The organism is Sulfitobacter sp. HI0129 (assembly GCF_001635395.1).
Classification (GTDB): Bacteria; Pseudomonadota; Alphaproteobacteria; order Rhodobacterales; family Rhodobacteraceae; genus Sulfitobacter.
This window is the reverse complement of the sequence record NZ_LWGH01000698.1, coordinates 1-12,381: the sequence shown is the minus strand read 5'-3', so window position 1 is coordinate 12,381 and position 12,381 is coordinate 1. Positions and strand designations below refer to the sequence as shown.

Genomic DNA, 12,381 nt, shown 5'->3' with positions numbered 1-12,381 from the left:
CCATGGGAGTTGGTTCTACCCGACGGNCGTGCGCTAACCCGCCTGTCGGTGGACGGCAACCGGATCCTGCTGCGTCCCTGTGATGCCCAGCAATGCCGGGAAATGACCTGGCAGCGAATCCGCTAGCCTTGGGAACGGCCACCGCGCCAAAAGGCGTTCGTCAGGGGGACCATGACAGGAAATTGGAGATGAGGCGCAGGCCCGTCGTCTGGCTCTTTTCCGGATGGAATTGCATGCCGATCATCGTGTCGCGCCCGATCACCGCCGTGACCGCCCCGCCATAGTCCACATGGGCCAGCAGGTGATCCCGCGCCGCGACCTTCATGTGATAGCTGTGCACGAAATAGGCGTGATCGCCTTCCGCCAGCCCGTCGAACACGGGATGGGCCGCATCCAGCACCAGATCGTTCCACCCCATGTGGGGCACCTTCAGCGCCGTGTCCGAAGGGACGATGGGCACGACTTCGCCGTCGATCCATCCCAGGCCCTCGGTCGGGGTGTATTCATGCCCCAGCCGCGCCATGAGCTGCATGCCCACGCAGATGCCCAGAAACGGGCGGCCGCGCCCGATGACGGCTTCCTCCATCGCGGCGTGCAGGCCGCCCGCACCGGAAAGGGCCGCCATGCAGGCGGGGAAGGCCCCGTCGCCCGGCAAAACGATCCGGTCCGCCCGCGCCACCACATCGGCGTCAGAGGTGACCACGACCTCGCCCGCGCCTGTCTCTCGCGCCATGCGCTCGAACGCCTTGTGGGCCGAATGCAGGTTGCCGGATTCGTAATCGACGATGGCGGTCAGCATTGATCAGAGCGCGCCTTTGGTGGAGGGCACTTCGCCTGATTTCCGCGGGTCGATCTCCACCGCTTCGCGCAGGGCGCGGGCGACGGATTTGAACGTCGCCTCGGCGATATGATGGCTGTTGAGCCCATGCAGCATGTCGATGTGCAACGTGATGCCGCCGTGGGTCGACAGGGCCTGAAAGAATTCGCGCACAAGTTCCGTATCGAAGGATTTGATCGCGGGGGTCGGCATGGCCACGTTCCAGATCAGGAAGGGCCGCGCAGACAGGTCCAGCGCCGTGCGCACCAGCGCGTCATCCATCGGCAGCAGGCAGGCGCCATAGCGGCGGATGCCGCGTTTGTCGCCAAGCGCCTGCGTGAGCGCCTGGCCAAGCGTAATGCCCACGTCCTCAACCGTGTGGTGATCGTCGATATGCAGGTCGCCCGTCGCCCGGATCTTCATGTCGATCAGCGAATGGCGGGCCAGTTGGTCCAGCATGTGATCAAAGAACCCCACACCGGTTTCATTGTCGTAGCTGCCCGTACCGTCGAGGTCGATTTCCACGGTGATGTCGGTTTCCGCGGTCTTGCGGGTCAGGGTTGTGCGGCGCATGGCGTGTCCTTCGGTTCCCGGCTCGGCGCCCTTATAGCAGGCGCGTCCCGCAGGCCAAGGCCGTTCGGCCCGGACCCATATCGCCATTGCAGCGCACCCCCCCATGTGTCAGCCTGTGGCGATGCAGTCGAAAGGTACCCGCATGTCCACCTGCGTGTTCATCCAGATCAGATGCAAGCCCGGCACCACCTACCGTGTCGCCGAGGAGATTGCCCTGCGCGAAATCCATTCCGAACTCTATTCGACCTCCGGCGAATATGACCTGCTGATGAAGCTCTACATCCCGAAGGGGGAGGACGTGGGCGTTTTCATCAACGACAGGCTGCTGGACATAGAGGGGATCGAACGGTCGCTGACCACGATGACCTTCAAGGTCTTCTGATGCGCAGGTGGGCCACCGTGCTGGCCACTGCGGCCCTGCTGGCCGTGTCTGTCGGGGCAGGCCCCGCCGCGGCCCAGCCCAAGGTCTACAGCGGGCGCGAAGCGGCGGCGCTGCGGTGCTCCAACACGCTGGCGCTGACGGCGGTGGCGCTCAACGGGGCCGAACTGATGAGCGATATTGAGAAGGACCTGATGATCGAGATCACCTATCTGATTCTAGATCGTCATGTGAGCGGCACCTGGCATCAGAAAAAGCAGGCGCTGCGCCAGGTGAGAGACCGGCGCAGCGTGGAAGAGACGTTGCAGGATTATCAGCGCAACGCGGCCCGCTGCCTGCGCCAGTTTCCCATCAACTGAACGCTAGACCGTCAGCCCCTTGAGCATCCGCTGGGTCGCGCGTTCCGCGGCCTCTTCCTGCAGCTTCAGCTTTTGGCGGCGGTCGATCCGGTCGAGCGCGCGATCGAAGGTTTTGCGGACCCGCTTGGTCCGGCTGGCGTTGGGCGGCATGGGCCCGCCCACGGAAACGGTGATCTTCATGGGCCGACCGTCGTCATAGACCGCACCGCTCTGCTGCAACACTTTGGTGAGGCTTTTCTCGATCTCCGGCCAGGAGGGCATGGAGTCCTGCGAGGTGATGCAGAGGAACGTGCCGTTGCCGTCATAGGCCATGAGCAGCTCGGGGCAGGCGATCACCTCGGCCAGCGCATCGGCGACTTCGGTCAGCGCGATGGCGAATTCATGGCTGGTGCAACTGGCGAAGAACGGCCCCACGTGATCGATCCGCGCGGCAAAGACCACCCGTGCGCCAAGGTGGTTCCGCTCCAGCTGTGACAGGTAGTTGCCCAGCGAGAAGGGCAGCACCATGTGTTCGGTATGGGCCAGCCGCACGCTGTCTTCCAGCGCGAAGTCGGGCACCTGCGGGGCTGCCTCCGTCACCCCGTGCGGATCGAGCAGCGGCGTAGCCTGCGCGCTCTGGAAAAGGCGCTGGGCCACATGGACGCGGTTGGCGATCTCCTTCACGTCGAAGGGTTTTGTCACGTAGTCGTTCGCCCCGGCGGCAAAGGCCTGTTCGATCGATGCGATGTCCGTCTTGGCGGTCAGCATCAGGATCGGCGTGTCGCGGTATCCCGGAATTCTCCGCACCCTCTGGCACAGCTCGATTCCGTCCATTTCTGGCATCATGATGTCGAGCAGAAGGAATTCGTAGAGTTTCGGTGCCTCGCGGATCATCTCCAGCGCTTCGCTACCGGACGCGGCGATGTCGATAGAAGGAATACCGGCTTCGGCGAAGACCAGTGGCAGCAGTTCACGGATGAAATGGTCGTCATCGACAGCAAGAATGCGCATATTCTCGTCCTCTGTGGGTCATTGCCGCGCCCCAACCCGACGGCAACTGAATTTCTGACGTTAATGTTACAGCAGAACTGGACGAAATTGTGGCGAACATTCATCTTTTAGTTGAGGAATTGTGTTAACGAAGTGGGCGGAAGCTGGGCAACGGCTGACCCCCGAAACGCAAAAGGACCGCCGAAGCGGTCCTTTGCGATCCTGCCGGGTACGCAGGAAACCAATTGGAGCGGGCGAGGCGATTCGAACGCCCGACCCTAACCTTGGCAAGGTTATGCTCTACCCCTGAGCTACGCCCGCATCCGTTGGTGCCGGTGAGATACCCATAGCAGCCCGGCGCCGCAAGAGGGAATTTGACCGCCGGCCGCAAAAATTTTTGCGGCGTCCTCATTGTATTGGTTGCCCGCGAGGAGTGAATATACCGTCGGGGTGTCGGTCGCCGAATTTTATATGGGAACCTAGCCAGACTTTACCGCATAAAGTAGCGGGGTCTGATCCGAGTTTGGAGGGCGTGGATGCAGATTTTAATAATGTCGTTGGTTTGCGGATACCGGGCCCCCGTGTTTTGGTATTTGTTGGGTAAACATCAGTAAATAAAGTTAGTTTATAGGCACCATCATGGAACACACCAAGCAGAAACATATGACAAATCGGAACGTTCAGATCGGAAATATTTGCGCGCAGTTTGCGCACCTCGAACTCCTGCTTGCTCATGCAATCTGGTCAGCCCTAAATTTAACCGAAAAGGTAGGGCTCAAAGTCACTGGGAGGCTAGATATTGAAATGAGGGCCAAATTAGCGGTCGAGCTTTGTCAAGAGCTCGGCAAACCGGGCCCAGTCGTTGATGAACTAAAGAAAGTTCGCCGGGAACTCCAAGCTTCTCATATCATAGAGCGGCGAAACAGCGCAATTCACGGCCATCGATTTCCGGATCCTGACGAGCCTGGCGCCGAAATTGTTGTGGTGCATCGAGGCAAGGATGCGGGGATTAAAATTCGACGAACAGATGCTCAGCTTGCGCAGCTTGGAAAAGATATAGCAAGCCTTCACAAGCCACTGTTAGCGGCAATGGCAGCCGCCAATATGACTTACTGATTACTAGGTCGCGACCTTAGACTATTTCGTTGGCTGAAGTCTAACTCGCCAAGTTGCTTTTTGCGATTTCATCGTTCGTTCGATGCGCCGCAAAAGACTGCTTGCCGTGAAAGTACCTTGTTTCCTAATCCGTGCCGAAAGTTGCATCGAGGCGGACAGCCCCCTGAGTTGCCGCGGCGGCAAGTTACGAAGCTTGCATACCTTCGGCTGACCACATGGCCATCAACCGAATTTAAACCGCCCTAACTTATCCCTCAGGTTCATTCTAGGTTGGAACAATGAACGACGTGATGGAATGTAATGACCGGTAAAGTCTGTGGACAATCCACAAACTTCGTGACCGGGGCAGGGGGCCTTCAGCGCCCGCTGATCTGGATGGAACCGGCCACCCGCGCGCCGCTTTGCGTGCTCAGCGTCTTGGCCGAGATGTCGGCCTGAACCGTACAGGACGAGGCCAGCGTGAGATCCTCGCAGGTCAGCGAGCCGTTGTGCCGCCCGTCGATGGAGATCGATTTCGCCGTGAGTGCCCCCTTGATGGCGCCGTTCTGGGTGACGGAGACCGAGAGCGCGGTAACATCGCCGGTGATCTGCCCCTTCACTTCGATCTGGCCGTCTTCGGAACGGATGTCGCCCTCGATGGTCAGGTCTTCTTCGATAACTGAATTCGCCAATTTGATAACCCTCTTGAACTATGAGACCGAATGTAGCCGCAATATCGCCTTTTGAACAGTTCCGCCACGGGGGCAGGACAAGGCAAAGGGGCCCCGACCGCCGTCGGAGCCCCTTTGATCGTTTTGACGCATTGCCGCCTTAGTGGTTCGGCATCTTGTCCCATTCTTCCTGCTTGGGAAGAATTTCGAAAGTATGCTCCGGCGGCGGGCTGGGCAGGGTCCATTCCAGCGTATCCGCATATTCGTTCCACGGGTTGTTCTCCGTCACCTTCGCGCCCTTGAGCAGCGTGTAGGCGATCACACCGAAGAAGAAGAGGAACGACAGGCCCGAGATCAGCGCGCCCCAGCTCGACACCAGGTTCCATGTCGCGAAGGCGTCCGGGTAGTCGATATAGCGGCGCGGCATGCCCTGACGGCCAAGGAAGTGCTGCGGGAAGAACGTCAGGTTGGCCCCGATGAACATTGCCCAGAAGTGCAGCTTGCCGGCCCATTCGGGATACATGCGGCCCGACATCTTGGGCAGGTAGAAGTAGATACCTGCGAAGATGGCGAAGACGGCGCCAAGGCTCATCACGTAGTGGAAGTGCGCAACCACGTAGTAGGTGTCGTGATAGTAGCGGTCCACGGCGGCCTGGCTCAGCACGATGCCGGTAACGCCGCCCACGGTGAAGAGGAACAGGAAGCCGAAGGCCCAGAGCATCGGCGTCTTGAACTCGATCGAGCCGCCCCACATTGTCGCGATCCAGCTGAAAACCTTCACGCCTGTGGGCACCGCGATGACCATGGTGGCCAGCATGAAGTAGGCCTGCTGGTTCAGGGTCATGCCCACGGTATACATGTGGTGCGCCCAGACGACGAAGCCCAGTGCGCCGATCGCGATGATCGCCCAGACCATCGGCAGGTAACCGAAGATCGGCTTGCGCGAGAAGGTCGCGATGACGTGGCTGATGATGCCGAAGCCCGGCAGGATGATGATGTAGACTTCCGGGTGGCCGAAGAACCACAGGATGTGCTGGTACAGCACCGGGTCTCCGCCCCCTGCGGGATCGAAGAAGGCGAAACCGAAGTTACGGTCCATCAGCAGCATGGTGATCGCACCCGCCAGAACCGGCAGGGACAGCAGAATCAGCCACGATGTAACGAAGATCGACCAGGAGAACAGCGGCACCTTGAACAGCGTCATGCCGGGGGCGCGCATGTTCAGGAAGGTGGTGATCATGTTGATCGCACCCAGGATCGACGAGGCACCGGAGACGTGGACCGCGAAGATCGCGAAGTCCATCGACATCCCGCCCTCTTTCACCGACAGCGGCGGATAGAGCACCCAGCCCACACCGGAACCGGCCTGACCGTTACCCCCCGGCGCGAGGACCGAGATGACCGCAAGCGTCGTACCGCCCACGTAGAGCCAGAAGCTCAGGTTGTTCATCCGCGGGAAGGCCATATCGGGCGCACCGATCTGCAACGGCATGAAATAGTTGCCGAATCCACCGAAGAGCGCCGGAATCACCACGAAGAACATCATCAGGATGCCGTGACCGGTGATCAGCACGTTCCAAAGGTGGCCATTGGGCGTGCAGGTCGCCTCCGACGCGAAGAGACGCGCGCCTTCCATGCACATGTACTGCACGCCGGGATAGGCGAGCTCGTGGCGCATGTACATCGTGAAGGCCACCGAGACGAAGCCGGCGGCAGCGGCGACGATCAGGTAGAGAATACCGATGTCTTTGTGGTTGGTGGACATGAACCAGCGCGTGAAGAAGCCGCGCTCATCGTGGTGGTCATGGCCGTGGATGGCTGCGTCTGCCATGCGGTCCCTCCTGGGTTATGGTTGCACGCAAGCGCCCGCACGGGCGTGCGCTGCTGTCTCGGGGGGTGTTTTAGGCCGAACCCGCACGGGGAGCAATGGGCGCGTTTGCCGCAGGGAAGAAGTTTTCCGCAGGCGCGAAAGCCCCTTCAGGGAGCTTGCGGAAGGGGCCGGGCAGGGGGTGTATCCCGCTGCGGGGCAGGGCGCACGGCATCGCCGAAGACCTGTTCGAAGGTCGCGCGCAGCGCAACGTCTACATCCGCCATCGTCACCGGCAGGCCCAGATCGACCAGCGAGGTGACCCCGTGGCGCGTGATGCCGCAGGGCACGATGCCATCGAAATGCGCAAGATCGGGTTCGACGTTCAGGCTGATTCCGTGAAAGCTGACCCAGCGGCGCAGGCGGATGCCGATGGCGGCGATCTTGTCTTCGGCCACCGCGCCGTCCGGCCCGCGCGGCCTGTCGGGCCGTTCCACCCAGACGCCCACACGGCCCTCGCGGATCTCGCCGCGCAGGTTGAAGGTGGCGAGCGTCTCGATCACCCAGTGTTCCAGTTGCTGGACAAATGCGCGCACGTCACGCCCGCGTGCGCCCACGTTGAGCATCACATAGGCCACGCGCTGCCCGGGACCGTGGTAGGTATATTGTCCGCCGCGCTTGGTGGGATAGACATTGAAACGCTGCGGATCGCGCAGGTCCTCCACGCGGGCGGAGGTGCCTGCGGTATAGAGCGGCGGATGCTCCAGAAGCCAGATACACTCGGATGCCTCGCCCGCAGCAATCGCCTCCGCCCGCGCCTCCATCCACGCCTCGGCGGTGCGGTAGTCGGTCAGCCCGTCGCTGGTGATCCATTCGACCATTGCGTTCGCCCTGTTGCGGCCCGGGCGCGGTTGCGTCAGGCGGCCTCTTTCTCTGCGACGACCTTGCGCAGCATCTGCGCATAGGTGTCCGCCCCCTGCGCCCCGGTCAACAGATACTTGCCGTCAAAGACCATGGAGGGGACACCGGAAATCCCCCGGGAGGTCCAGAAATTTTCCCGTGCGCGGGTGTCCTGGGCCTGGCTGCCGCTTTCCAGCACCTCGCGCGCTTCTTCGGCATCAAGGCCCACGCTCTGCGCGACGTCGATCAGCACCTCGCGGTCGGAGACATCGCGACCTGCGGTGAAATGCGCCTCGAAGAGGGCCATCATCAGGGGATGCTGCTTGCTCTTGCTCACCGCCCAGTCGAGCAACTGATGCGCCTCGAAGCTGTTCACGATGCGGCTGTCGGCATCATACCGGAATTCGATGCCCAGCGAGGCGCCCAGTTCCTGCAGATAGGCGCGGTTCTGCGCGCTCTGCTCCGGCGTGCTGCCGTATTTTTCCATGATATGTTCGGACAGGTTCTGCCCCTCTGGCGGCATGTTGGGGTTCAACTCGAACGGATGCCAGCGGATGTAGGCACCCGTACCGGTCATGCCGAGGGCCTGTTCCAACTGGCGAAAACCGACGATGCACCAGGGGCACATGACGTCGGATACGATGTCCACCTGAACGATGGGGCCGTTCTGTTGCGCTGTCTGGTCGGTCATGTCTCTCTCCTGGCGTGGGTTGGTTCAAAGATCAGGCCCGAAGCAGGATTTTTCAAGCCCGAGGAGGCGTTCACACCGATAAGGCCGCGTGGGGAGGGGGCGGATCGCACACGGTGAAAAAAGGCTGCTCTTTTGCACTTCACAACCCTTCTGAGTTTGGCTAAACCCCCGCCTACCATCCATGGCGTGCGGTCGTGGCGGAATGGTAGACGCGCAGCGTTGAGGTCGCTGTGGGGTAACACCCGTGAGAGTTCGAGTCTCTCCGACCGCACCACTTTCACTCTCTTTCAGTATCACGAAGCGCCGCGCCGACGCGCGAACACTCGCCTTGCGGGAATCGCCGGTAATGCCTCGGCAGGAACCCGCCAAGCTGGGGCGAGCGGAGCGTGAGATCACTGAAACGTGGCCGCAATTTTGGCCCGCCCCCGGGCAAAGGCCCCAGTCTCGGATTGCGGGCGACGGGCGAATTCCTTTAGGTTCCTATTCAATTGTCACGATGATGAAGAGCAATAAGTCCGGCGCGGAGGCCCGACAGGGAAGGTCGACGTAACATGGACGGGGGGAGAGGCCGCGTGATGCGAAAGATATCCGGTATCGGTGGAACCATGCGCGCGGGGCTGATGGCCTTGTGCCTTGCCGTGGCGGGCGCGGGTCATGCGGCGGAGTTGCGCATCACGGGCGTGCCCGAGGACACCGATCTTTATCGCACGCTGGCCGGAGGCTCCCTTTTGGTGGAACTGACCGCCGAAGACGCCGACCCCAGCAATCAGGAACTGCTGGCAGCCGCGCAGGCGGACTACAAGCGCCTGTTGACCGTCCTTTACGACGAAGGCTATTTCGGCCCCGCGCTGACCATCACGCTGGACGGGATCGATGCCGCGGCCATTCCGCCGGTCGATCCGCCGCGTGAAATCCGCCAGTTGGTCATTGCCGTGAACACCGGGCCGAAGTTCCGCTTTGGCCGGACGCGCATCGCGCCCGTGGCCCCGGGCACGGAAATGCCCGAGGAATTCGCGACAGGGGCCACCGCCAGCCTCGGCGTGCTCAAGGATACGGTCGCCGCCGGGGTCAGCGGCTGGCGCGATCAGGGCCACGCCAAGGCCGAACTGGCCAATCAGGAACTGACCGCGCGGCACGAGGCCCGCGCGGTCGATGCGGACCTACTGCTGGCCCCGGGGCCGCGCCTGCGCTTCGGCCCGCTGACCGTCACCGGCAACCGCGCCGTCCGGACCGAGCGTATTCTGGAGATCGCGGGCCTCCCCACGGGAGAGGTGTTTTCGCCTGAAGAGCTGGAACTTGCGACCCGCCGCCTGCGCCGCACCCGCGCCTTCAGCGCCGTCGCCCTGATCGAGGCGGAGCAGATCGGCCCTGACGCGACCCTGCCGATCACCGCGCAGGTGACGGAGGCACCGCCCCGCCGCTTCGGCTTCGGNGCGGAGGTGTCCACTGTCGAGGGGCTCGCGCTCAGCACGTTCTGGCTGCATCGCAACCTTCTGGGCGGGGCGGAGCGTCTGCGGCTGGAGGCCGAGGTTTCGGGCATCGGCGGCAATTCGGGCGGGACCGACTACCGGCTTACCGCCCGGTTCGAACGGCCCGCGACGTTCAACGAGGATACCGATTTCTATGCGCTGGCCGAACTGGAGCAGCTGGACGAGGTGAACTTCTTCTCCCGCCAGCTCGATCTGGAGGCGGGGATCGAAAGGATCGCCAATGAAAACCGGACCTATACGCTGGGCGTGGGGCTGCGCACCGCGGAGACGCGGGATGCCTTCGGAACCAACCGCTACACGCTCCTGACCCTGCCCCTGAGCGCGGAATTCGATTATCGCGACGACCGGCTGGACGCGAAGGACGGCTATTTCGCCAGGGTCGCGCTGACCCCCTTCATCGCGCTGCGCGGGGCAGACAACGGTCTGCGCAGCTACGCGGATCTGCGCGGCTACAAGACATTCGGCACCGAGCGCCCCGTGACCTTCGCGCTGCGCGGGCAACTCGGCTCCGTCTATGGTCCGGACCTCAGGGACGCGCCGGCGGATTACCTTTTCTACTCCGGCGGCGGGGGAACGGTGCGCGGCCAGCCCTACCAGAGCCTCGGCGTCAACCTCGGCGGGGGTAACATCGTAGGCGGGCGCAGCTTTGTCGGCCTGTCGGCTGAGGCGCGCTTTACCGTGACGGAGGCCATTGGCCTCGTGGGATTCGTGGACGGCGGCTATGTCGGCGCCGAAGAATTCTATGACGGCAGCGGCGAATGGCATTCGGGCGGGGGGATCGGTCTGCGGTATGCCACCGGCATCGGCCCCATCCGGCTGGATGTGGCGGTGCCGACCTCCGGCCCCGCGACGGATGAGAATTTTCAGGTTTATATCGGCATAGGGCAGTCCTTCTGATGCATGTTTCGCGGTTCCTGTCGACGATCGTTTTCCTGCTGACACTGGGTCTGGCCCCGGCCATGGCGCAGGACGATGACAAAGGGTTTCTGACCAATGCAATCCAGAACGCGCTGAGCGGTTCGGGGCGCACGGTGTCCATCGACGGGTTCCGCGGCGCGCTCAGTTCGCAGGCCTCGTTCGATCAGATGACCATCGCGGATGACGAAGGCATCTGGCTGACGCTGACGGACGTGGTGCTGGACTGGAACCGGTCCGCCTTGCTGCGCGGGCGGCTGGAAGTCGAAAGCCTGACCGCCCAGCGGCTCGACCTGCCGCGGCTGCCCGTATCGCAGGGCAACGACTTGCCCGAAGCCGAGGCCCAGCCCTTCAGCCTGCCGGATCTGCCCGTCTCTATCGAGATTGCGGACTTCGGGGTGGAAGAGATCAACCTCGGCGCGCCCATCCTCGGTGAAGAGGCCCAGCTTTCCGTGACCGCCGATGCCCGATTGACGGATGACGTGGCGCGCCTTGCCTTTCTCGCACAGCGGACGGATGACAAACGGGGCGTCTTCGAGATCAGCGCGGATTACCAGCGCTCCGAAGGCATTCTCGACCTGCTGCTGAAGCTTGAGGAAGAGGAGGAGGGCATCGCGGCCCGTCTGCTGAATATTCCGGATCAGCCTTCGGTGAGCCTGACGGTAGAGGGCTCCGGCCCAGTTGACGCGCTGGAAACGCAGGTGGTGATCGCCACCGACGATACCGAGCGGCTGGCGGGGCAGATCGTGCTGGGCACCCAGACCCCGCGCCGCGCCTCCGACATGCCGGACCGCCGCATACAGGCCGATATCGGCGGCGACATCACGGCGCTGCTGGCCCCGCGCTACCGCGAATTCTTTGGCGAAGACGTGAAGCTGACGATCGATGCGCTGCTGGAAGGCAATGGCGCGATCGAGGTTTCGTCCTTCGCGCTGGACACGCAGGCCGCGAAGCTCGCGGGCCGGGTGAACCTCAACCAGGAAAAATGGCCGACCTTCATCGACATCGAGGGCGTGGTCGAGAACGCGGATGGCACCCGGGTGCTGCTGCCGGTTTCCGGGGAAGCCACCACCGTGCAACGCGTGGGGCTCGACGTGAATTATGATGCCGCCGATGGGGAAGCCTTCGACGGTCGTTTCGATATCCGGGCGCTGGAAACCACCGGCGTCAAGATCGAGGACACGGAACTGGAGCTTGTCGGCACCCTGCAGGGCGAACTCGGGTCTGTCGGTCAATTCCTAGGTGACCTCACCTTTGCCACCCAGGGGATGGAGTTTACCGATCCCGCGGTTTCCGAAGCGGTGGGCAGCGCGATTTCCGGCGCGGCAGAGATCAACTATATCGAAGGCTCGCCGCTGCGCATTTCGGGGCTGGACCTGTCGGGGGCCGATTACGGGCTGACCGGGCAGGCGGTGGTCAACGGTTTTGATCAGGGGTTCCTGACCCGGCTCGACGCGACGCTGAAGGCGTCTAATCTGTCGCGGTTCTCCGCTCTTGCGGGGCAGGACCTCGACGGGCAGACCGCGCTGGCGCTCAAGGGCACCGTCACCCCGCTGAGCGGGATGTTCGACCTTGCCGTCGCGGGCAGCACGCAGGACCTGTCGCTGGGGATCGAGCAGGCGGATGCGGTTCTGGGCGGGCGCACCGAACTGAGCCTGCAGGCGCGCCGCAACGAAACTGGCACCTACCTGCGGGACCTCGTGCTGGAAAACGAG

The 12,381-nt window shown here is 62.7% G+C and carries 11 protein-coding genes, 2 tRNA genes and 1 pseudogene; 6 read left to right on the top strand and 8 right to left on the bottom strand.

From position 1 onward, the window contains the following. Positions 1-160: 160 nt before the first annotated feature. Together hisH and hisB are read right to left on the bottom strand one after the other, a co-directional pair. Entirely contained in the window at positions 161-799 is a 639-nt protein-coding gene (gene hisH / locus A3764_RS17600; protein ID WP_067927163.1) for an imidazole glycerol phosphate synthase subunit HisH, read from the bottom strand. A 3-nt stretch (positions 800-802) separates the two neighbouring features. Beyond that, a complete protein-coding gene (hisB, locus tag A3764_RS17595; protein WP_067927160.1) occupies positions 803-1,390 on the bottom strand; it encodes an imidazoleglycerol-phosphate dehydratase HisB in 588 nt (195 codons plus the stop codon). 142 nt (positions 1,391-1,532) lie between these two features. Here hisB and A3764_RS17590 point away from each other — a divergent pair, with 142 nt between their 5' ends. Together A3764_RS17590 and A3764_RS17585 are read left to right on the top strand one after the other, a co-directional pair. After that, entirely contained in the window at positions 1,533-1,772 is a 240-nt protein-coding gene (locus A3764_RS17590; protein WP_067927157.1) for an Lrp/AsnC ligand binding domain-containing protein, read from the top strand. Next, positions 1,772-2,128, top strand: coding sequence for a hypothetical protein (locus A3764_RS17585; RefSeq protein ID WP_067927154.1), 357 nt, complete (start codon positions 1,772-1,774; stop codon positions 2,126-2,128). The genes A3764_RS17590 and A3764_RS17585 overlap by 1 nt, the downstream gene beginning before the upstream one ends. 3 nt (positions 2,129-2,131) lie before the next feature. On the opposite strand, the gene A3764_RS17580 is transcribed toward A3764_RS17585, so the two are convergent. Together A3764_RS17580 and A3764_RS17575 are read right to left on the bottom strand one after the other, a co-directional pair. Then, positions 2,132-3,118 (bottom strand): response regulator transcription factor, encoded by a 987-nt coding sequence (locus tag A3764_RS17580; protein ID WP_067927151.1) that lies wholly within the window; start codon positions 3,116-3,118, stop codon positions 2,132-2,134. A 225-nt stretch (positions 3,119-3,343) separates the two neighbouring features. Beyond that, a tRNA-Gly gene (locus tag A3764_RS17575) sits at positions 3,344-3,418 on the bottom strand. A 318-nt stretch (positions 3,419-3,736) separates the two neighbouring features. Here A3764_RS17575 and A3764_RS24825 point away from each other — a divergent pair. Further along, entirely contained in the window at positions 3,737-4,213 is a 477-nt protein-coding gene (locus A3764_RS24825; protein ID WP_150120879.1) for a hypothetical protein, read from the top strand. 356 nt (positions 4,214-4,569) lie between these two features. Here A3764_RS24825 and A3764_RS17565 read toward each other — a convergent pair whose 3' ends face one another. The 4 genes from A3764_RS17565 to A3764_RS17550 all read right to left on the bottom strand — a co-directional run bounded on the left by A3764_RS17565 (position 4,570) and on the right by A3764_RS17550 (position 8,261). Then, complete coding sequence (locus tag A3764_RS17565) at positions 4,570-4,884, bottom strand: bactofilin family protein (protein WP_067927131.1); 315 nt, start codon at positions 4,882-4,884, stop codon at positions 4,570-4,572. 139 nt (positions 4,885-5,023) lie between these two features. Beyond that, a complete protein-coding gene (gene ctaD / locus A3764_RS17560) occupies positions 5,024-6,694 on the bottom strand; it encodes a cytochrome c oxidase subunit I (RefSeq protein ID WP_067927128.1) in 1,671 nt (556 codons plus the stop codon). Positions 6,695-6,840: 146 nt separating this feature from the next. Next, the gene (gene lipB, locus A3764_RS17555; RefSeq protein WP_269084715.1) at positions 6,841-7,590 is read right to left on the bottom strand and encodes a lipoyl(octanoyl) transferase LipB; all 750 of its coding nucleotides are present in this window, start codon (positions 7,588-7,590) and stop codon (positions 6,841-6,843) included. Beyond that, complete coding sequence (locus tag A3764_RS17550; RefSeq protein WP_067925427.1) at positions 7,587-8,261, bottom strand: DsbA family oxidoreductase; 675 nt, start codon at positions 8,259-8,261, stop codon at positions 7,587-7,589. Before A3764_RS17550 ends, lipB begins: the two co-directional genes overlap by 4 nt. A 188-nt stretch (positions 8,262-8,449) precedes the next feature. On the opposite strand from A3764_RS17550, the gene A3764_RS17545 reads away from it, so the two are divergent. The 3 genes and pseudogenes from A3764_RS17545 to A3764_RS17535 form a co-directional block, all read left to right on the top strand. After that, positions 8,450-8,535: transfer RNA gene (locus A3764_RS17545), tRNA-Leu, on the top strand. Positions 8,536-8,812: 277 nt separating this feature from the next. Further along, the gene (locus tag A3764_RS17540; RefSeq protein ID WP_443069395.1) at positions 8,813-10,648 is read left to right on the top strand and encodes an autotransporter assembly complex protein TamA; all 1,836 of its coding nucleotides are present in this window, start codon (positions 8,813-8,815) and stop codon (positions 10,646-10,648) included. Next, a pseudogene (locus tag A3764_RS17535) lies at positions 10,648-12,381 on the top strand (translocation/assembly module TamB); the annotation flags it as partial. The gene A3764_RS17540 and the pseudogene A3764_RS17535, both read left to right, overlap by 1 nt.

Coding starts and splice junctions, on each gene's coding strand:
- A3764_RS24825 (WP_150120879.1), top strand. CDS start 3,737: ATGGAACACACCAAGCAGAAACATATGACAAATCGGAACGTTCAGATC.
- hisB (WP_067927160.1), bottom strand. CDS start 1,390: ATGCGCCGCACAACCCTGACCCGCAAGACCGCGGAAACCGACATCACC.
- A3764_RS17550 (WP_067925427.1), bottom strand. CDS start 8,261: ATGACCGACCAGACAGCGCAACAGAACGGCCCCATCGTTCAGGTGGAC.
- A3764_RS17580 (WP_067927151.1), bottom strand. CDS start 3,118: ATGCGCATTCTTGCTGTCGATGACGACCATTTCATCCGTGAACTGCTG.
- hisH (WP_067927163.1), bottom strand. CDS start 799: ATGCTGACCGCCATCGTCGATTACGAATCCGGCAACCTGCATTCGGCC.
- ctaD (WP_067927128.1), bottom strand. CDS start 6,694: ATGGCAGACGCAGCCATCCACGGCCATGACCACCACGATGAGCGCGGC.
- A3764_RS17585 (WP_067927154.1), top strand. CDS start 1,772: ATGCGCAGGTGGGCCACCGTGCTGGCCACTGCGGCCCTGCTGGCCGTG.
- A3764_RS17590 (WP_067927157.1), top strand. CDS start 1,533: ATGTCCACCTGCGTGTTCATCCAGATCAGATGCAAGCCCGGCACCACC.